Genomic DNA, 20,668 nt, shown 5'->3' on the forward strand with positions numbered 1-20,668 from the left:
CCATTTCGTCATGGCCGCACCGCACCGCTCTCCGCAACCTGGCAGACAGCTTGAGCTCTTCCGCGCACTCCCCGGCGCCTTCGCGCCCCGCGATGCGCAGGATCTCATGGCCTATCCCTTCTTCTCCCTCGCCAAGACCCACCGTGTCGCCCCCATCGATTTTGTCTCCGGCGACATCGCGATCCGGGTCGAGGCGGTGCCCGACCATGGCATGGCCACCATCTGGGATGCGGATATCCTGATCTGGGCGGCCAGCCAGATCGTCGAAGCGCGCGACGCCGGCCTGCGCACCTCGCGCTTCATGGCCGCGACGCCCTACGAGATCCTTCGGTTCGTCGGCCGGGGCACATCGATCAGGGACTATCAGCGCCTGAAGGCCGCCCTGGACCGCCTGCAGTCCACCACAGTGTCCACCTCCATCCGCCAGAGAACGGAGGGCCGGCGCCACCGCTTCTCCTGGATCAACGAGTGGAAGGAGCGCACGGATCGGGATGGCAAGCCCGCCGGGATCGAGCTCATCGTCCCCGACTGGTTCTATTGCGCCATCGTCGAGGACGCGCTCGTCCTCACCATCGACCGGGAGTATTTCGACCTCACGGGCGGGCTGGAGCGCTGGCTCTACCGGATTGTGCGCAAGCATGGCGGGCGGCAGCGCCGGGGCTGGCGCTTCGATTTCCGCCACCTCCACCTCAAATCCGGCAGCCTCTCGCCCTTCAAGCGCTTCGCCTTCGAACTGCGCGACATCGTCCGCCGTCAGCCGTTGCCGGGCTACACCCTGTTCACGGAGGTGGAGATTGGCGGGCGGGTGCTTCTCACCTTCGAGCCGTCGGCGTCCTGTGGAAAAGCTGTGAAAGCCTTCGTGCCATCCGGAACCCGGACTGGCGTGCCATCGGGAACGGGCCTCCCGTGCCATCGGGAACCGAAACAGGTCTCAAGCCCAGGTGATGAAAATGAAAATTGCACCCCTAACTTAGAATCTAACATAGAGTCTAACCTTAAAAGGCGCGCAGGCGATGTGGATAACTGCCATCTCCCGTACGCTTCTCAAGATGATGGTCTTCCGTCTTTCCGTAAAGACGGATTTCACGCTCCCGATCCTTTGACAGCAGGAAAAGCGATGCTTGCCGACACATCGGGAGCATCCCGATGATCGTCGCGCTGCTCAACCAGAAGGGCGGCGTCGGCAAGACGACGCTCGCCCTTCATCTCGCCGGCGCGTGGGCGAGCCGCGGCCAGCGTGTCACGCTCATTGACGCGGACCCGCAGGGCTCGGCCCTGGACTGGTCGCAGCAGCGCAGCCGCGAGGGGTTGCCGCGCCTGTTCGGCGTCGTCGGCCTCGCCCGCGATACGCTGCACCGGGAAGCCCCCGAGCTGGCACGCGATGCCGACATGGTCGTCATCGACGGACCGCCCCGCGTCGCCGGCCTGATGCGCTCGGCCTTGCTCGCCGCCGATCTGGTCCTGATCCCGGTGCAGCCATCACCGCTCGATGGATGGGCGTCCGCGGAGATGCTCGCCCTCCTCAGCGAGGCGCGCATCTATCGCCCGGAGCTTGTCGCGCGCTTCGTGCTGAACCGCTGCGGCGCTCGCACCGTGCTCGCCCGCGAGACCGCCGAGACGCTGGCGGATCACGATCCGCCCGTGCTCGTGAGCACTGTCGGCCAGCGCGTCGCCTTCGCCATGTCCGCTCAGTCCGGACGGCTCGTCGGCGAGCTCGACGAGGGTGGGCCAGCAGCGCGGGAGATCATTGCGCTCTCCGCCGAGATCGCCGGCCTCGCCGGTTCGAGATCTACGCCATGACCCGGCAACGAACGCGCAAGGGCTTTGCCGCGCGTCCGGCCGATCCAGAGCACTGGATCAAGGACGCCGACACGAGGCCGGTTGGCCATGGATCAGCCGAAGCCTTCACCGCGCGGCTCACCATCGACATCACGGCCGACCTGCGCGGGCGCATCAAGATCGCCGCCTTCGGACGCGGCCAGACCGTCGCGGACATGCTCCGCGAGCTCCTCACCCGTGAATTTCCTCCCACCTCAGGAGAGGCCTCATGATGAGCACGCCGGCGCCATACTCCGTTCCCCGACCCATCGCCCCGTCACCGGCCGCGCCGACCGCAGATCCGCTCACCCATGTGGAGCTGACCTGGATCGAGAAACGGATCGAGAACTGGATCCGCTTCGGCCGGCCGGTCCATGCGCAGACCCTCGACCGCAGCCGCCGCATCGTTTCCTTCGCCCCAGGCGCCATCTTCGCGCTCGTCCGTTGGGCTGCGAACGACTTCGGCACCGTGGTGTCGCGCATCGACATCGTGCGGGCCGTGGCGCCGGGCGAGGCTTATCAGACGCTGCCCTTCGTGCGCCCCGGCGGCGAGATCCTGCTGCGCGCGGACGGCTGGCCGAAGGTGGAGAAGGTGCTCCAGCACATGGATGCCGTCGATGCCCTCGGCATCCATGGGGCCGACGTGGCCCCGGATCACTGGCGGCATGTCCACAATCGCCTGGCGGCCGGCCACGCGCTCCGAACCTACACGGTCGAGCGCCATCAGGCCTGGCTCAAGCGGCGGGAGTGCGAACAATGACCCGCTTCGGCTATGCGATGGTGACGTATTTCTCGGTGATGGGGGTCGCGGCGGCCTCCTTCGTTCCGACACCGCTGAAGCTGGTGTGGAACGTCTCCGCCAGCGCACCCATCGGGCTCTACGCCATCGAGCCGGCGCGCAGGCTCGAGGTCACGGACCTCCTCGCCATTACGCCTCCGGCGGCACTCGACCGCTTCCTGGTGGCGCGCGGCTATGTGGGGGCTGGTGTGCCGCTGATGAAGCGCGTGGCGGCGCTTCCCGGCCAGGAGGTTTGCCGGAAAGACCGCTCCATCACCGTGGATGGCGTGTCGTACGGCGAAGCATTGGAGCGCGACCGCATGGGGCGTCCGCTGCCGGTCTGGCGCGGCTGCAGGCGCATCGCCGCAGGCGAGCTCTTCCTCATGAATTTCAACGTGCCCGACAGCCTCGACGGACGCTACTTCGGGCCACTGCCGGCCAGCACCGTGATCGGCCGCGCGGTGCCGATCTACACCGACGAGGCCGGAGACGGACACTTCGCCTGGCGCGCACCGACACGCTGAGCGCGGCCGAGCAAAACCACCATCAGCTTCGAGAGGCCATCATGCTGCAGGCGGATTTGTTCCTGCGTGTCCGTCCCCCGACGGACAAATCAAAAAGAGCGCGCGCCCGCCGCGGCGCGATCGTCTTTATTCTCCTTTCCGGAATGCCTTTCGGCTGGGCGAGTGCTGCCCTGTCGGCAGAGGCTTCGGCAACACACAAGCTGCCGGTACCGAGCGAACCCTACGCGGATCTCATCGCGGAAGCGGCGGAGCGCTTCGACATTCCCTCCGTCTGGATCCGAAGCGTGATGCGCGCGGAAAGCGATGGCGCTGCGCGCGCGACATCGCCGAAGGGCGCCATGGGGCTGATGCAGATCATGCCCGAGACCTGGGCCGAACTGCGCATTCATTACGGCCTCGGCGACGATCCCTATGACCCGTACGACAACATCATGGCCGGCGCGGCTCATCTGCGGGAGCTGTTCGACCGCTACGGCAACCCCGGCTTCCTCACCGCCTACAATGCCGGGGCAGGACGCTATGATGCAGCTCGGAAGGAGCGACCCCTGCCGGCGGAGACGCGCGCCTATGTCGACAAGCTGGCGTCGGACATTGCACACCGTGAAACCGAGCACGACGCGCGGAAGCTGTCCGCTCCTCCGGCGGTCGAAGCGGCATCCTGGGCCCGGTCTTCGATCTTCGCCGTGCCGCCGATCCGGGTGCCGGCTGCAGATCCGGTGTCACCCGATCGTGCACAGCCGGTGCGTGACGTGCGCGATGTCTCGGCGATCGTTCCGCAGTCTGATGGGCTGTTCGTTGCTCGCGGCGGCACGGGAGGCGCGCCATGAGTACGGCCGCGCCTATGCGCACCCTGTCGGGCTTTCTCGTAGTGGGGCGCATGTCTGGAGAGGAGACGCAAGAAACAACCGATCGATGGCAAGAAACAACCGATCGATGGCGAGATAAAAGGGCGCAGGGTGCGCTGCGGTCGGGCGGTTGTTTTTGCTTGGGAATTTTGAGCCAAACGCACATTGCGGCGCTGTTCGGCAATGTGCGTAGAACGCTCAAGCCATTGGTCCCGTTTAGCTTTTCGCACCTTGCGGGGGCGCGTCATGGCCGATGAGCATGAGTTCCGCGTCCGGCCGGGTCGTATCCGCTCGACCCGGGCCCAGCGCGCCCGCCCTTTCATCGCCCAGGCCCTCGCGGCGGCCCAGAAGGCCGGCGGGCACGTCTCCCGGTCCGGTCGCATCTCCTCTGGCACCCGCTCGCGCTTCGGCCGCGGCCGGGCGGCGAGCATCGTCGCCAATCGGTTCCTCACCGGGCGCTCGCGCGTCGTGGTCATCAAGACCCGCGTGGTGCGGCACTCGGTGCGGGCTGCACCGCTCTCGGCTCACCTCTCCTATCTGCGTCGGGAGGGCGTGACCCGGGATGGGGAGAAGGCCCGCCTGTTCGGGCCGGGCGCTGAGGAGGGAGACGGCTGCGCCTTCGCGGAGCGATGCGCCGACGACAGGCACCATTTCCGCTTCATCGTCTCGCCCGAGGATGCGGCGGACATGGCTGACCTCAGGTCCTTCGCCCGCGATCTCGTCGGGCAGATGGAGAAGGACCTCGGCACGAAGCTGGATTGGGTCGGCGTCGACCACTGGAACACCGACAATCCCCACCTGCACATATTGGTGCGGGGCCGAACCGACGATAGCCAGGACCTCGTCATCTCCCGCGACTACATCAAGGAGGGCATGCGCGCCCGCGCGCAGGGCTTGGTCACCCAGGAACTGGGGCCACGCACCGACCTCGACATCCACCGCGCCGTCGAGCGGCAGGTGGAGGCGGAGAGCTGGACCCAGCTCGACCGGCAGTTGGTTCGGGACCAGCGCGAGGCCGGCATCATTGACGTGGCGCGCGAAGCTGATGGCGGGCCGGACGCTTTCCTACCGATGAAGGTCGGGCGGCTCCGCAAGCTCGAGGCCCTCGGGCTCGCCGACGAGATCGGGCCAGGCCAATGGGTGATCGACGAGAAGGCCGAGGCGACATTGCGCGCCCTCGGCGAGCGGGGCGATATCATCAAGAGGATGCACCGCGCGCTCACCGCCCAGGGCATCCAGCGGGGCGCCGCGAGCTATGTGCTCGCCGGCGAGAGCCTGGACGATCCCGTCATCGGCCGCCTCGTCGATCGCGGCCTCGATGATGAACTGAAGGGCACAGCCTATGCCGTGGTCGACGGGTTGGACGGGCGCACCCACCACATCCGGCTGCCCGACCTTGATGCGGCAGACGACGGCGCGCCCGGCTCCGTCGTGGAGCTCCGGAGATTCGAGGATGGGCGCGGCCAGCTGCGGGTCGCCCTGGCCGTCCGCTCCGACCTCGACATCGAACGCCAGGTCACGGCCTCGGGCGCCACCTGGCTCGACCGGCAGGCGCTCAGCCGCGCGCCGGCAGCCCTGTCGGAGGGCGGCTTCGGCGCCGAGGTGCGCGAGGCCATGGAGCGCCGCGCTGACCATCTGGTCCGGGAGGGGTTGGCCGAGCGCCACGGCCAGCGTGTGACCTTCGCCCGGGACCTGATCGAGACCTTGCGCCAGCGGGAGATCGAGACGTTGGGCGAGAAGCTCTCCGCCGAAACCGGGCAGCCGTTCAAGCGGTCAGGCACGGGAGACTATGTCGCCGGCTCCTATCGCCAGCGCTTCGCGCTCGCCTCGGGTCGTTTCGCCATGATCGGTGACGGCCTCGGCTTCCAGCTCGTGCCGTGGACGCCCTCCCTGGAGAAGCAACTCGGCAAGCACATCTCCGGCGTCGCCCGCTCAGACGGCGGCATCGACTGGTCCTTCGGCCGCACCCGCGGCCTTGGCCTGTGACCCCATCCTTCACCGGAGCGCCTTATGTCCGCGACCAAGATCCTCTGGGGCCAGATCCTCCTCGTCTTCGCCATCGTGCTGGCCACCACCTGGGGTGCTACTCAGTTCGTCGCGTGGCGGCTGGGCTTCCAGGACCAGCTCGGCCCGCCCTGGTTCCAGCTGGGGCCCTGGCCGGTCTATCCCCCGCCGGCCTTCTTCTGGTGGTGGTATTTCTACGACGCCTATGCGCCGGCGATCTTCACCGAGGGGGCCGTGATTGCTGCGTCCGGCGGGTTCCTGTCCATCGCCGCCGCCATCGGCCTCTCGGTCTGGCGGGCCCGGGAGGCAAGGCGTGTCGAGACTTATGGCTCCGCCCGCTGGGCCGAGCCGGAAGAAATCTGCGCGGCGGGGCTGCTCGGGCCCGACGGCGTGGTGTTGGGGCGCCATGGTGGGGACTATCTGCGCCATGATGGGCCCGAGCACGTCCTGTGCTTCGCCCCGACCCGGTCCGGCAAGGGCGTGGGCCTCGTCGTGCCCTCCCTCCTCACCTGGCCGGGCTCGGCCATCGTCCACGATATCAAGGGCGAGAACTGGCAGCTTACCGCCGGCTTCCGGGCACGGCACGGGCGCGTGCTGTTGTTCGACCCCACCAATGTGCGCTCCTCCGCCTACAATCCCCTCTTGGAGGTCCGCCGCGGGGAATGGGAGGTGCGGGACGTCCAGAACATCGCCGACATCCTGGTGGACCCCGAGGGCTCGCTGGAAAAGCGCAACCACTGGGAAAAGACCAGCCACGCCCTCCTCGTGGGCGCCATCCTCCATGTGCTCTATGCCGAGCGGGACAAAACCCTGGCGGGCGTCGCCGCCTTCCTCTCCGATCCCCGGCGCCCCATTGAGACGACCCTTGGCGCCATGATGACGACGGCGCATCTGGCAGAGGCAGGCCCCCATCCTGTCATCGCCAGCGCCGCGCGCGAGCTCCTCAACAAATCGGAGAATGAGCGGTCCGGCGTGCTTTCTACAGCCATGTCCTTCCTCGGGCTCTACCGCGATCCGGTGGTGGCCGAGGTGACGCGACGCTGCGACTGGCGCATCACCGACTTGGTGACGGGTACCCGCCCGACCAGCCTCTACCTCGTCGTGCCGCCCTCGGACATCAACCGGACCAAGCCACTCATCCGGCTGATCCTCAACCAGGTGGGACGTCGCCTCACCGAGGACCTTCACGCGAAGGTCGGCCGTCACCGGCTGCTCCTCATGCTGGACGAGTTCCCCGCGCTCGGACGGCTCGACTTCTTCGAGTCGGCGCTTGCCTTCATGGCGGGCTACGGGCTGAAGAGCTTCCTCATCGCCCAGTCCCTGAACCAGATCGAAAAGGCCTACGGGCCGAACAACTCCATCCTCGACAACTGCCATGTGCGGGTGAGCTTCGCCACCAATGACGAGCGCACCGCCAAGCGCGTCTCCGATGCCCTCGGCACTGCCACCGAAATGAAGGCCATGAAGAACTATGCTGGCCACCGACTCTCCCCCTGGCTTGGTCACCTCATGGTCTCCCGCTCGGAGACAGCCCGTCCGCTTCTGACGCCGGGCGAAGTGATGCAGCTTCCGCCCGCCGACGAGATCGTCATGGTGGCCGGCACGCCGCCGATCCGGGCGAAGAAGGCGCGCTACTATGAGGATGAGCGGTTCAGGGAGCGGGTACTGCATCCGCCGGAGCTCTCGGCTCCTTGCGATCGCCAGACCGACGACTGGACGGTACTTCCGTTGCCCGCGCCATCGCAACTGAGCCTGATGGTCGAGGAAAGTGACGATGAGGACACAACCGGCTCGGAGCAACGGCGCCAGCCGGAGCTTGCACGAGTAGAGACGGTGGAGACGTCGCAGCAAGTGCGGAACGAGTTCGAGATCGATCTGGTCGATGAGACTGAAGACGACGTGGCCCGGACCAGTCGCATGACGGGCGTCATGCAGGGCGTCGCGCGTCAGGTCTCGCTCGATCCCAATGATGGCATGGAGCTGTGATAGCGATGACCCCACGCAAGAAGAAGGCTCAGATCTCGGTCTATCTGGATCCCGCGACGATGGGGCTGCTGGCCGACTATGCCGCGCGGCGCGGCCAGCCTCAGTCCCTGATCGCCGAGGCGGCCATCGCGTCCTTCCTGTCGCCGGACGCCGCGGAGCAGCGGGAAGCTGCAATCGCCAAGCGCCTCGATCAGTTGGACCGACGGATGGCCCGGCTGGAGCGGGACCTCGGCATCTCGGTCGAGACGCTGGCAGTGTTCGTGCGGTTCTGGCTGGCCACCACGCCGGCATTGCCTGAGCCGGCGGCCCAGGCAGCCCGAGCCAAGGCGGGGGAGCGATATGAGGCGTTCGTCGCGGCGCTGGGGCGCCGGCTCGCGAAGGGGCCGAGGCTGGCGCATGAGGTTTCTGAGGACAGCGGCGCTTATAAAACGTGAGAAAGGGGCCCTCCGCCAGAGGACTAAACCGCTGCCGCGGTAGCGGCCCTGCATGAAGGGCGGCTGGCTATTTTCGATGTGGCGCCCGGCATCCGCGGGCGGAGCATCACGGGGTTTCTCAACCTTTGGAGAGCCCCCATGGACGCTTCCGAGCATTCCACCAACACGCGGCCAGCCATCAGCCCGCTGCGGCAGCGGATGATCGAGGACATGACCATCCGCCGGTTCGGCGACCACACCAAGCGCGATTACATCCGCCAGGTCGCCGCGTTCACCGCCTTCCTCGGCCGGGCGCCGGATCAGGCCGAGCCCGAGGACCTGCGGCGCTACCAGCTGCATCTCGCCAGCCTCGGCGCCAGCTATGCCCGCATGAACCTCGCCTGCACGGCGTTGCGCTTCTTCTTCCACGTCACCCTCGGCCGGGCGGGGTTCGGCGACCGGATGGCCCGCATCCCGACGCCCGAACGACTGCCCGTGGTGCTCAGCACCGAGGAGGTGGCGCTGTTGCTCGCCCATGCGCCGAACCTCAAGTACCGGGCCGCGCTCAGCCTCGCCTATGGCTGCGGCCTACGGGTGTCGGAGGTCGCCCACTTGAAGGTCGCCGATATCGACAGCGCGCGGATGCTGATCCGCGTCGAGCAGGGCAAGGGGCGCAAGGATCGCTACGTGATGCTCGCGCCCGACCTGCTCGACCTGCTGCGTCGCTGGTGGAAGGAGCGGCGGCCGCAGGGCTGGCTGTTTCCCGGCCGCGACCCGGGCCAGCCCATCACCACCCGCCAGCTCGACCGGGCCTGCAGGACCGCCGCCTCCGCCGCCCGGCTGGACAAGCGCGTCTCCATGCACACCCTGCGGCACAGCTTCGCCACCCACCTGCTGGAGCGCAAGACCGATATCCGCGTCATCCAGGTGCTGCTCGGCCATCGCAAGCTCGACACCACGGCGGTCTATACCCGCGTCGCCCTGAAGACCTTGCGCGAGGTGGAGAGCCCGCTCTCCTTGCTGACCCCGCCGCCCCTGTGAGCCGTGCCGGTCCGTGGCGCGGCCTGCGCTGGAGGTCGCGGATATCCTGAACGCCCATGGCGATGCCTATGAGAAGGCCCACGCCGGGCATCTCAGCCGCGGCCAGTTGAAGGTGATGTCGGCGATCCGCTCCTGCCGCACGGCGGTGCTCGGCGGGCATGTGGCGCGCTGTGCCGGCTGCACCCATCTGGAGATCGCCTACAACTCCTGCCGCAACCGGCACTGCCCGAAGTGCCAGGAGGCGACCGCCCGGGACTGGCTCGCCGCCCGCCAGGCTGAACTGCTGCCGGTGCCCTATTATCATCTTGTCTTCACCCTGCCGGCCGCAATCGGCGCCATCGCCTACCAGAACAAGGCGGCGGTCTACGACCTGCTGTTCAGGGCCTCGGCCCAGACGCTCACCACCATCGCCGCCGATCCCCGGCATCTCGGCGCCCGCATCGGCATCACCGCCGTGCTCCACACCTGGGGATCTGCGCTCACCCATCATCCCCACATCCATGCTGTGGTGCCTGGCGGCGGGCTCTCGGCAGACGGCGTCCGCTGGATCTCCGGCCGGGCCCGGTTCTTCCTGCCGGTGCGGGTGCTGTCCCGCCTGTTCCGGCGGCTCTTCCTCGACGGTCTGCGCGCGCTGCATGCCGCCGGCCGGCTCGCCTTCTTCGGCGATCTCACACCACTGGCGGAGACGCCTGCCTTCGAGGTGCTGCTCGCGCCCCTGCGCCGCGCCGAGTGGGTGGTCTATGCCAAGCGCCCCTTCGCCGGCCCTGCCGCAGTGTTGGCCTATCTGTCGCGCTACACCCACCGTGTGGCGATCTCAAATAGCCGGCTCCTTGCCTTGGACGACCGCGGCGTCACCTTCCGCTGGAAGGATTACCGCGCCAGGGCCAAGGCCGCGGGCAATGGCTGGATCAAGGCCATGACGCTTCCGGCGGATGAGTTCATCCGCCGCTTCCTGCTCCATGTCCTGCCCGACGGCTTCCACCGCATCCGGCACTACGGCCTGTTCGCCAGCGCGGTACGCGCCGCCAACATCGAGAGGATCCGCGCGCTGCTGGGGCCGCAGGAGGAGAGCACGCACCCGACGCCTTCTGCTGAGCAGGAGAAAGCCGACGAGCGGCCGCGGTGCCGCTGCTGCGGTGGCCTCATGACCATCATCGAGACCTTCGCTCGCGGATCACTACCGCGGACCTGGTCCGCTGAACCCATCAGGATCGACAGCTCATGGGCACCGCGCCCGTTCCCCGGTATCAGGCTCTCGTCGCAGGCCATGCCATCTCCGGCATCGGGGCCGTGTGCGCTCTGCCATCCGCGAGGCCACTTCCATCATCATCGCGGCACCAGAAAGATGTTGCCGCCACGACGCCCCGTGCACGATTGGACTGGGTGGGTACCACCCAGTGCCTGGATATCCGCCCCTCGATCGGTATTTCCCCCGTCGACGCCCGCCTCAAATCCCCATAGCACCGCAAAGACCTCGACCGTCGCGCACGTCGGACCGCGGTTTCCTCCCCTGGGGGCTTTCCGACGCCGGCCCGCGCGCCCAGCCTCACCCTCGTGATCGGGCCGGCATCCGAAACCCTTCACAGATACAGACATTGACGAGGTGTTTAAAGCCGGACGTTGTAGGTCGATCTAATCGAGCGCAACTGCACGTTCGTCCATGCTCCGATCAGATACCAGGCCACTATCGCAATTCGCTTAATCGATCAGTGGATCAATGGCTTGAAAGGCTTTCGCGAGCGATCTCCGTTGTCGAGAAATGCTGCCCGATCCGTGCCATCCTATTGCGTTTTCGGCGCCAAGGAGGAGAAAGTCGCGCCCTTCGTTCCACAATGCATTTCGGCCCCGTGGGTCGCGTGAGCCATAGGACGGCTTTCTATAAATCAGATATCGGCTAATATGCGAGCTATAGAGGGGAGACTCTATCGCTCATGGCATGGAATTGGACGCAGCCTCATTGGCCGCATTTGACCTATGATCCGGCAGCCCTTGAACCGCTGGAGCGGCACTTCCTGCTGCTCTCCGGAGAGGTGATCGGCGCGGTCCGCCACGTGGGCGACGATGACCGCGACCTGCTGCGGATCGAGCTCCTCAGCGAGGAGGCGGTCAAGACCAGCGCGATCGAGGGTGAGGCCCTGGATCGTTTGAGCGTGCAATCCTCCCTGCGCCGGCAATTTGGCCTCGATACCGACGATCGCGCGGTGAAGCCGAGGGAACGCGGCATCGCGGAGATGATGGCTGATCTATACCGGAGTTGGGCGGATCCGCTGGACGACGATACCCTGTTCCGCTGGCACCGCATGCTCATGGCAGATAGCCGGCATCTGGAGACGATCGGCGGCTACCGTCGTCATGAAGACGCGATGCAGATCGTATCCGGTCGCTACGATCGACCGACAGTGCATTTCGAGGCGCCGCCTTCGTCCCAGGTTCCCGACGAGATGACCGCCTTTCTCACCTGGTTCAACGGCTCGGCACCGAACGGCAGCACGCCGCTACCCGCCCTCACGCGTGCCGGGATGGGACATCTCTATTTCGAGAGCATCCACCCCTTCGAGGATGGCAACGGTCGGATCGGTCGCGCCGTCGCGGAAAAGTCCCTCGCGCAGAACATTGGACAACCGACGCTGATCGCACTCGCCCATACCATCGAGCAGCACCGCAAGGCCTATTATGAACAGCTGGAGGTCTATCAGCGGACGCTCGAGATCACCGGCTGGTTGATCTACTTTGCCGAAACGATCATCGCGGCCCAGCAGACGACGCTGGGCCGCGTCGCCTTCCATATCGCTAAGACGCACTTCTACGATCGTTTCCGCGACAAGATGAACGAACGCCAGGAGAAGGTGATCACCCGGCTATTTCGTGAAGGCCCGGGCGGATTCACGGGTGGCCTGAGCGCAGAGAATTACATCGCGATCACCGGCACCTCGCGTCCGACCGCTACGCGTGACCTCCACGATCTGGTCGAGAAAGGCGCCCTGACGCGAACCGGTGAGCGCCGCTATACGCGCTACCACCTGAATCTGCCGGGAACCGCTTCGAAGCCATAGCGCCAATTCGGCTCATGTCACTCACGCGATCCAGGCATAGGCTGGCTCTTTGCTGTGCCGCGCCAGAAGCAGAAGCTCGCTGCGACCACGACGAATGGCCGGTCTGGGGCCGTCTCCGTACGGTCTGCTATCGGGTAGCGAATGCCATTTAGCTGTCGTTCTGCTCCCGACCCCATCACAGCCGTTCAGCATCCGAAAGGCGTGACCCGAAAGCGGACGTTGCAAATGGCTCGCGGTCGCGCGGTCGCGCAAGGCAAGTGGCAGACAGCATCCACGACTGTTGCTCAACTTTGAACAAGGCTCCGTCCTGAACCCGCGATCACCTGATCCGCACTCGGAAGTTCCGCTGCTGAAGGAAGGTGCTATTATTGGCGGATGAGATTGTATTCCGTACTCCTAAGGGCACATGCGGCCTCGACTCTAGGTTCGAATTGGATCGACCACGAGTCGCCGTTTCAAACGAGCCCCGACTACCGGGCCCCATGGAGCGCATAGTCCGCTTGGAAATCGACGAAATGCCGCTCGGGCTCCATCACCCTGGCGCGCTCGACTACATTGGGAGATACGTCGGGGCGGCAGCGCTTGAGCCATTGCTACGGTTCGACGATCTCCGAAAGGCTGCGCTTCCTGGCGTCCTGGTGGATGGTACTTCAACAAAAGGCGGCCTACGGCACCGGTTCCGGGTCGGTCCCCACTTTCGCTGGTCGGACGGACGTGCGCTCGGCGCGGGAGATATTGCCGAACGGCTTCGCCAAGCCCAAGCCAAGCACCCATATTGGGCCCATCATCTGCAATGGATGGATGTTATCGAGGGTCGCGGTGATACTTTGGCAATCGACACGAGGCGGCCGGTTCGCCACCTTCCCGCGCTCCTCTGTGCGGATGAACTGGGGCCGGGCTGGGGTCATCTCTGGGATTCCTGCGCGCCAAGCTTGGGGCCGTACGTCCTCGAACACGTAGACTTCTATCAATCGTGGCTCCGATTCGCCCCCAACCCTTGCTCTCCCGGCGCCTCAGAGCGACCGCACCTTGAGTTCGTTCTCCGGCGAGATGTGAGCGGCGTGCCTGACCGTTTCCTTCGCGGCGCGGTAGACGTCACCTGCAGCACCATGTTCCCACTGTCATCGTTGGCCGAGTGGTCCGGACGCTCCGAATTCCATTCCGGACCCGCGCCTATCTGGATGCAGGTTGAGTTCGGAGCAGCGCTTGATCCAGCCTTGCTGCGGCGCGACGTTCGAGCCCAGCTCTCGGCCGCGCTAGACAGGAACGCTCTTTCAGCTGCGCTTTGCGGCGGAGCGACCTCCCGCCAAAGCGTCCTAGCCACAACGCGGCCACCTGGCGCGCGTTTGAGGCCTCGAACGGCGTCTCAGCGGACCGTTCGCTCACTGCAGGACGGGCAATCTCCGGTCCGCCTTGCGTTCTACGACTATTATCCAAACCGGATAGTCGCGGAGTTTCTGCAGAGGTGTTGGGCAGAAACGCTTGACCTCGTCGTTGCGCTCGAATCGGTTCCATTCGGATCGCCTGCGGGAAGCGGTGCCGACATGCGCCTCGAGCTACGCTACCCATCTTTCCCCGACCCGATCGCCGAGCTCGAGGCTGCAATGGTGATGCTCGCCCGGGTGGGCTCGCCGGACAAAAGAATACAGGTGGCGAAACTCGCCGCAGACTATTTTTACGGCGCGGCGGGCGGCGCGAACGAATGCTTGGCTGCACTCGTAGACCTACTAGATGAGGAGGTTCCGGTGATACCTCTCGTCAATCTTCGTCACCACTGGCTTATGAACTCGCGGATAGTCGGCTTCGATCTCCCGCATCTCGCCAATTTTGACTACAAGAATCTTAGGTTCAGGAACGAAAACAACGAACAGGATGAAGCAAGTGCAGCGACCAGATAGACTAAAGCTAGCCGACCACGTCATCCTGGCACGATCCGGTGCAGATGTCCTGTTCAGCAGTGATGTCATTCTCAAGTTTCCGGACTGCTCGCCCCGCTGCGCCGAACTCGCCTTGTCCATCCGGAAAGGTCTTACCCGCGCAGAAATCGAAGCTGCGGCGGCAGAAGACTCGGAATGTGCAGAGATGGTTCACGCGCTGACACGACTGGGGTTTGTAGTACCCGAGGAAACGAACCCGTGGAACGGTGAGCCATTTGCGGCGAACTTTTCATATTTCGCAGGTATCGGGCTTGACCCGCGTGCAGCTCAAGGGGCGCTGCTCGATGCGCACGTGGTAATCCTCGGCGTTGGAGGTACGGGAACCGTAGTGCTGCAGCATCTCGTTGGTGCAGGAGTTGGGCGGTTTACACTGATCGACCCAGATGTCGTCGAGACCAAGAACCTAAACCGTCAATTCACCTTTGCCAAATGCGATGTCGGGCGCGCGAAAGTGGATGCAGCAGCTGACTACGTGCATACGCGCCTGCCGGACGCGAGGGTAGAGACACGGAGTTATTCGGTCGATCGCGCCAACAACCTTGAAGATCTTGAACTATCGCTGCCCATCGCGTTTTTCGTCAACACCGCAGACCACCCCGCGTGTGAGGTGTTGGAAGCTGTGGCCGAGTACTGCGGATCTCGGAATGTGCCTTTCCTCGGTGGCGGCTGCGGCTTTCTGGACGGACGATATGGGCCGCTGGTTCCGCCTGGCGGCGCTCCAGACTACCTCCGCTTGCAGAGGCTTGCGAGGGCTCGAGCTGCGGCGTTGGGCGCTGTCGAGGAGCCCCTGCAGCCGGTCTCCTTTGCTCCGCTCAACACGATACTCGGTGCGTTGATGGCTCGTGACATCATCGAATACTTGGCGGGTGGCGTCCCTTTCTCTTTGGGCCACAGCGTTTGGATCGACCTTCGACAGACAGCGATCTCGCGAACGCCCGCATGCGCAGAGGGAGAAGATTAGTCGTGAACAATCTTGCAAAATACAGGGAAAAGAACCGTGCGGCGTGGAACGAGGCGACGACGCTCCATCTCCGCAACCCGAACAACCCGCTGGGTCGTGTTCTCCAAGGCGGTTGCAGCCTCGCGCGCGTCGAACGCGAGGAACTCGGCGACGTGCGGGGACGCCGTTTGATCCACCTCCTGTGCAATTGCGGTCATGATACCCTTTCGCTAGCGCGCCTCGGCGCTCGCTGCACGGGGGTTGATATCGCTGACGAAGCAATCGCTGCAGCGCGCAGTGCGGCTGCAGTCCTAGGCCTGCCCGTTCGCTTTATTCGATCTGACGTCTACGATCTCGCGCTCGACGAGCACTTTGACATCGTCTACGTCGGCAAGGGCGCACTCTACTGGCTTGACGACTTCGCCGAGTTCGCTCGAATTGTCGCCCGGTTGCTCGCCCCGGGCGGCAGGGTCTACGTCTACGAAGAACATAGCCTGCTGCCATTCATGCTAGAACTCGATCCGACAGCCTATAACCCCGCTAGCGGTGACCTAAACTATTTTCACGACGTGGAGCCCACCTCGTCCGTCGGCCTCGATTACGTTGGCCTTTCCGGTGAAGGGACGAAGCGAAGCTATGAGTGGCAGTGGACGCTCGGCGACATTGTCACAGGTTTTGCGCAAGCCGGGCTCCGGATCGAGTTCCTGCACGAATGGCCGTTTATTTCGAGCTTCAAATACTGGGACTGGCTTGAGGAGCGGGAGGACGAAGGTGCGTTTCATATACCCGCGGATAAACCGCAGCTACCCTTGTCATTCTCGCTCCAAGCTCGGCGCGATTGATCACAAGGTTTGCTGTCGCATCTAGTCTGCTTCAGTGACTCCGCACTGAACAATTGAAGTGTGGCGGCGACCGCGGAGTACGCAGAGTGAAAGCTCGCCCCAGTCCGCGCCGCCAGTCGAGAAGCCCATTCGTTGGAGAGCAACCCCTCCGCCTGAGGTGGAGCCAGCGAATTACCCAGTGTCTGCCAAAGCTCGCGCTGCCAATCCTTAAGGCGAATTGAGGCAACATCTCCGCCCTCGCGCCGAAATAAATAGCTGACAGGATTCCGCACCGCAGTCTCAATTCGGGGAAGCGCGGCAAACATTAGATGGACCTCATGGTCGATGTCGACGACGACGACGCGCGCTGTCTCGGGATTTTGGGTCGGCCGTGCATATACGTTGCTGATTTCAGCGACAACATCCACGCCCTTTACGGCTTCGATTCCTGCTTCGAAGCAGTAGACACTCCGAAAAGCCGCCAGCTCATCTTGCGATGCTCCCACGTCTTCAGCGAAGCGGCTGAGACGTTCACCGTAGCGAGAAGGCGAAATCTCCCCTGCGACGCCCTCCAGGGCGACACGATACGGAACCCCCATAATCTCTTTAAGGAAGTAGATTGAGCGGAAGAAGTGGCGGGTGAAATAGCGTATGAGTTCTGCCAAGCGAGTATAGTATTCATACGGCATGTTGGCCTGACGTATAAAGCCGAAGCCTGTGAACACGTCACCGTGCTCGGTGATGAGGTCGCGAGCCTCAACGGGGAGGTACGTTTGGAGGCTCCCGAAGGTCGGTTCGATGCGGTCGCGATGAGCCATCGTTACAGGGGCGCCTGGCAACGGCTGCAAGACGCTGACGTCGGCTGTGTATCCTCCGTGCGCGATGGCGTCGAAGACGATTTTTAGCGCCGCCTCGAGGGCGTCATCGTCCTCATTAGGATAGCCGATGATCGTGTTCGTCTCGAAAACCAAGTCGGCCTCTCGCGCGTCGCGAAAAAAACGGTACGACTTGGCGCTCGAGGTCATCTTGCGCATGTCTCGCAGGATCGCTGCGTCTCCTGCGTCCGTGCCACAGAAGAGGAAACGACAGCCTGCAGTCCGCATTCGCTTCATCAAGTCAAGCGGTACGTTGTCGGGGCGAACGGCGCACCCCCAAGAAAAACGCGTGTTGTTCTCCGCAAAATAGGCGACGAACGCATCGATGTAGCGCCTGTCATTCACAAAGTTATCGTGGATGATGTTGAAATCGCTGATGCCATAGGCCTGTGATAGCCGTTCCATCTCAGCGAGAATGGTTCCGGGCGAACGAGCGCTAAAGACATGCTTCCAGAATGGCGCTGTTGTACAGAAAGAGCACTTGTATGTGCACCCCGAGCCCACGTGCAGATCGAAAATGCGCGGGCTGGCGATGGCAAGGTAGGCCGGCACATCGACGAGGTCGTAGGCCGGGAAGGGCAGCGCGTCGATACGGACGCTCGGCGCGGATTGGACCTTGGTCCCACTCCCAACCGTGAGCATGCCCGGCACGTCCCCAAGTAGATCGAGATCGCTCTCAAGGAGGGCGAGGAGTGCGCTCTCGCCATCGGCTATGCAAAGATAATCAACGCATTCTGCAAACCGCGCCGCGACCGCTCTCGCGGTCCCATGTATTCCCGGCCCGCCCAGTACGACCCGTACCTCCGGCCGCACACGCTTCAGATATCGGCCAATAGCTAGCGCCGTTGGAAGCGTGTCCGCAAGCACGGTAATGCCGACTACCGAGGCCGGATGTTCGGCGATCCGATTGACGAACGTTGACACAGGTTCGTCAGGCGCGAAACCACAACCAATCCGGTGTTCAAACTCAAAGTCGATAATTCGGACGCTGTGGCCTGCCGCTCGAACGGCCGCAGCCACGCTCAACAGGCCGACCGGCAAGAAAAAGGGCGAGTTCCGCTCAACATTGATGAATGGACGTACAAGTGTGACAGAGCGACGATATCCGGATCTACCGCAACCGCAAACATCGGGGTGGCCGATCCCCAGGCTACTGTGGTGGTGATCAGTTGACATCAGTCAACTGTCAGCAGCGGCGAGGCCCCATCGCCTCGAAGGTAGCTGCATCGAGGGCGACAACCTCAATATCGAGGTAATCCTTCACATCAGCGCCCTCGGGGACAAACATAATCGCCTTCTTCTTCGAGCCACTTTGCTTAGAGACGGACTTGCCGCCATCCTCCTCGAGCTTAACTGAATATTGTCCAATGCTCTGGCCCGAGCGATTGTCTTCAGCCATGGCGCGCCTCCCGTTCCTTCAACCGCAACAGATTAACTCAACGGCAAGCTAGAGGCAACGCGCTTTAACATCCGATACTGCGGAGCGGGACGCACGCGAAGTCGCTAGAGGCAGGCTGATCCGGAGACCTCCTGGATTCGCTTGAGCATAGCCGATAAGATGGCGCCTCTGGGGAGGGCGGAACCGGCCCCATCCAGAACCTCCCAGGCTGCCGGTCGACACGGTCATGCGGCCGTGCGCATCTATGACGCTTCTTCCCGGCAGCCGACGGGGAAGAAGCGGCCAAGTTCACCCGTTGAGTGAATGTCCACTTTCTTAGTCACCGGCGAGAAAACTGCCCGACGGGTTTCCACCCCAAGACCGACAGGCAGGCAACGTATCCTGCGGGTCAAAGCGGTCATCCGCGCTGCCTCGGATGACCGCCCATCTTCAGATTTCCGTCCGCTCTGCCAACAGCAGTGCGTCCTCCACGTCGACACCAAGATATCGGACCGTGTTCTCAATCTTGGAGTGACCGAGCAAGATCTGGATGGCGCGGATGTTGCCCGTCGCCTTGTAGATCATGGACGCCTTCGTGCGACGGAGCGAGTGAGTGCCATACTCCTCTTGGCGCAGGCCGATCGCGGTTACCCACTCGTCCACTAAGCGAGCATACTGCCTTGTGCTCATGTGGTGCGCGTGATCGATGCGGCTCGGAAAGGCATAGTCCTCAACGGTGCCGCCGCGCCGTTCCAGCCAAACCAGCAGGCTCGCTCTCACGTCGCTGGTGATCTCGAACTGGACGGGCCGCCCCGTCTTCTGCTGGACGACGATCGCGCGAGTCCTAATCCCCGGACCGGCGACCACATCACGGATCTTGATCTTGACCAGGTCGCAGCCGCGAAGCTTGCTGTCGATGGCCAGATCGAACAGCGCACGGTCACGAATGCGTCTTTCGCGATCGAGGAAGAATCGAATTGCCCAGATCTGTTTCTGAGTGAGAGGGCGCTTGGTGCCGACCAGCTTTCCGGCATTCCAAGCTGCACGCTCGCGGCTGGCATCGTCAAATTGAGAATGGCCCATGTGAGTTCTCCCTGGCCTTGATTGGCCAAGGGAGAAACGTCGAGGGAACCTACCGCAGAGGGGCCGTTTCCGGACTGGTAGGTTTAAAGCGCAAACCTCGATGAAGGCGACTGCAGGGGCGACATTTCACCATCTCATGAGCAAAGGTCGCTAATCTCGCGTTCGACAAGCCGGAAACGCTCCCTAACCTCTTCTCCCGCATAGAAAGCGAGCATGTCGTCCTTCGTGAGGGTCCCTTCGGCGAGAAACTTGATGAGGTAGCGCTGATTGAATTCAGCAAGAAGGATGCCTTTCTCGATCTGTACGAGGATCTGCTTCATATTGTCGATATTGGCGTTGACGAGATGCTTCACCAGCGCCATGTCGCGCGCATCCTTGATCAGCCGGTTCACGATGATCTTAAGGACGTCGGTGTCGAGCTCGAGCGTCTTCGCGTTGAGGGCGATGTCGCGCGCTAGCATGTAAGCGATGGCGAGGTTGCGATAATCGCCCTTCTGGGAATCGATAATCGCGATCAGCCCGATACCGGGGAGGAATTTCAGGTCCTGGACGGTGGCGAGTATACTGTTGTCGACGAGCGAGGCGTCGAAGACGATAATTCCGGCCTGCCCCTCGCGATTGGCCTGCGCTTCAAGTAGCTGGCTCCAGGCCGTATCCGCTTTTTTGGTGAAGACATCCTTGGTCTGGATGTCACCGAGGCGGATGCTCTTGTCGAACTTGCATTCGATCGCGATCCGTTTGCCGCTGTCGCCAGCAAGATGGCAAACAATGTCGCCCGTCTTGTTTCGACGGATTGCGCCGGCACGGTCGCCGGTCAGCTCGATACGGTCGGCGAGCTTCTGGCGATTAAAAAACTCCGACAAGAAGTCGGCGATGTCGGCCTCGGCGAGCACGCCCTTCACCGCCGACCGGTAGAAAAGCTCCTTCTTCATATCGAAGATGAGCTTCAGACTTTCGAGCTCAGTCCCGAGTTCGTTCGCTGTCCGCGAGAGGAAGCTCGAGAGCCGGTCCTCCATGAGAGCCAAGACACCGATATAAAGCGCCTTGTGAAGCTGTTCGTCGCGATCGATAGCAGGAACCTTGTTGAAAAACTCGAACAGGACCTTGTTGTCGACCTCGAAGGCACCAAACTGAACGCGACTATTTTTCTGGTCAAGGCTGACAAGTGGCAT

18 protein-coding genes and 1 pseudogene are annotated in these 20,668 nt (G+C 63.6%); 15 read left to right on the forward strand and 4 right to left on the reverse strand.

From position 1 onward, the window contains the following. Positions 1-10: 10 nt before the first annotated feature. From ACU4E7_RS00390 to ACU4E7_RS00460, 15 genes and pseudogenes are all read left to right on the forward strand, one after another. A complete protein-coding gene (locus ACU4E7_RS00390; protein WP_238123812.1) occupies positions 11-1,150 on the forward strand; it encodes a replication initiator protein A in 1,140 nt (379 codons plus the stop codon). Further along, a complete protein-coding gene (gene parA / locus ACU4E7_RS00395) occupies positions 1,147-1,800 on the forward strand; it encodes a ParA family partition ATPase (RefSeq protein WP_238123811.1) in 654 nt (217 codons plus the stop codon). The genes ACU4E7_RS00390 and parA overlap by 4 nt, the downstream gene beginning before the upstream one ends. Continuing rightward, on the forward strand, positions 1,797-2,051 hold the full coding sequence (locus ACU4E7_RS00400; RefSeq protein WP_238123810.1) for a hypothetical protein: 255 nt from the start codon (positions 1,797-1,799) through the stop codon (positions 2,049-2,051). The genes parA and ACU4E7_RS00400 overlap by 4 nt, the downstream gene beginning before the upstream one ends. Next, positions 2,048-2,578, forward strand: a complete 531-nt coding sequence (locus tag ACU4E7_RS00405; protein ID WP_238123809.1) for a DUF2840 domain-containing protein — start codon at positions 2,048-2,050, stop codon at positions 2,576-2,578. Before ACU4E7_RS00400 ends, ACU4E7_RS00405 begins: the two co-directional genes overlap by 4 nt. Then, complete coding sequence (locus tag ACU4E7_RS00410) at positions 2,575-3,120, forward strand: S26 family signal peptidase (protein ID WP_238123808.1); 546 nt, start codon at positions 2,575-2,577, stop codon at positions 3,118-3,120. The genes ACU4E7_RS00405 and ACU4E7_RS00410 overlap by 4 nt, the downstream gene beginning before the upstream one ends. 41 nt (positions 3,121-3,161) lie before the next feature. Further along, on the forward strand, positions 3,162-3,947 hold the full coding sequence (locus ACU4E7_RS00415; RefSeq protein WP_238123807.1) for a lytic transglycosylase domain-containing protein: 786 nt from the start codon (positions 3,162-3,164) through the stop codon (positions 3,945-3,947). A gap of 264 nt (positions 3,948-4,211) precedes the next feature. Then, a complete protein-coding gene (locus ACU4E7_RS00420) occupies positions 4,212-5,951 on the forward strand; it encodes a relaxase/mobilization nuclease domain-containing protein (RefSeq protein WP_447020208.1) in 1,740 nt (579 codons plus the stop codon). Positions 5,952-5,975: 24 nt separating this feature from the next. Further along, positions 5,976-7,955: a conjugal transfer protein TraG gene (locus ACU4E7_RS00425; RefSeq protein ID WP_447020239.1), complete on the forward strand. Its 1,980-nt coding sequence runs from the start codon at positions 5,976-5,978 to the stop codon at positions 7,953-7,955. 5 nt (positions 7,956-7,960) lie between these two features. Further along, positions 7,961-8,389, forward strand: a complete 429-nt coding sequence (locus tag ACU4E7_RS00430) for a hypothetical protein (protein ID WP_012112614.1) — start codon at positions 7,961-7,963, stop codon at positions 8,387-8,389. 138 nt (positions 8,390-8,527) lie between these two features. Further along, entirely contained in the window at positions 8,528-9,409 is an 882-nt protein-coding gene (locus ACU4E7_RS00435; RefSeq protein ID WP_238123803.1) for a tyrosine-type recombinase/integrase, read from the forward strand. A 13-nt stretch (positions 9,410-9,422) separates the two neighbouring features. Beyond that, a pseudogene (locus tag ACU4E7_RS00440) lies at positions 9,423-10,631 on the forward strand (IS91 family transposase); the annotation flags it as partial. A 709-nt stretch (positions 10,632-11,340) separates the two neighbouring features. Beyond that, on the forward strand, positions 11,341-12,462 hold the full coding sequence (locus ACU4E7_RS00445; RefSeq protein ID WP_238123802.1) for a Fic family protein: 1,122 nt from the start codon (positions 11,341-11,343) through the stop codon (positions 12,460-12,462). Between the two features lie 1,544 nt (positions 12,463-14,006). Then, positions 14,007-14,360 (forward strand): hypothetical protein, encoded by a 354-nt coding sequence (locus ACU4E7_RS00450; RefSeq protein WP_238123801.1) that lies wholly within the window; start codon positions 14,007-14,009, stop codon positions 14,358-14,360. Continuing rightward, positions 14,335-15,360 carry a HesA/MoeB/ThiF family protein gene (locus ACU4E7_RS00455; protein WP_238123800.1) on the forward strand — a complete coding sequence of 342 codons (1,026 nt, stop codon included), beginning with the start codon at positions 14,335-14,337 and terminating at the stop codon, positions 15,358-15,360. Before ACU4E7_RS00450 ends, ACU4E7_RS00455 begins: the two co-directional genes overlap by 26 nt. A gap of 2 nt (positions 15,361-15,362) precedes the next feature. Then, on the forward strand, positions 15,363-16,181 hold the full coding sequence (locus tag ACU4E7_RS00460; protein ID WP_238123799.1) for a class I SAM-dependent methyltransferase: 819 nt from the start codon (positions 15,363-15,365) through the stop codon (positions 16,179-16,181). On the opposite strand, the gene ACU4E7_RS00465 is transcribed toward ACU4E7_RS00460, so the two are convergent. The 4 genes from ACU4E7_RS00465 to ACU4E7_RS00480 all read right to left on the reverse strand — a co-directional run bounded on the left by ACU4E7_RS00465 (position 16,118) and on the right by ACU4E7_RS00480 (position 20,668). Further along, positions 16,118-18,076: a B12-binding domain-containing radical SAM protein gene (locus ACU4E7_RS00465; protein WP_238125026.1), complete on the reverse strand. Its 1,959-nt coding sequence runs from the start codon at positions 18,074-18,076 to the stop codon at positions 16,118-16,120. The genes ACU4E7_RS00460 and ACU4E7_RS00465 overlap by 64 nt on opposite strands. Before the next feature lie 145 nt (positions 18,077-18,221). Further along, entirely contained in the window at positions 18,222-18,434 is a 213-nt protein-coding gene (locus tag ACU4E7_RS00470; protein WP_238123798.1) for a hypothetical protein, read from the reverse strand. Between the two features lie 429 nt (positions 18,435-18,863). Next, on the reverse strand, positions 18,864-19,496 hold the full coding sequence (locus tag ACU4E7_RS00475) for a tyrosine-type recombinase/integrase (RefSeq protein WP_238123797.1): 633 nt from the start codon (positions 19,494-19,496) through the stop codon (positions 18,864-18,866). A gap of 134 nt (positions 19,497-19,630) precedes the next feature. After that, complete coding sequence (locus ACU4E7_RS00480) at positions 19,631-20,668, reverse strand: hypothetical protein (RefSeq protein ID WP_238123796.1); 1,038 nt, start codon at positions 20,666-20,668, stop codon at positions 19,631-19,633.

The organism is Xanthobacter sp. ZOL 2024, assembly GCF_052932325.1.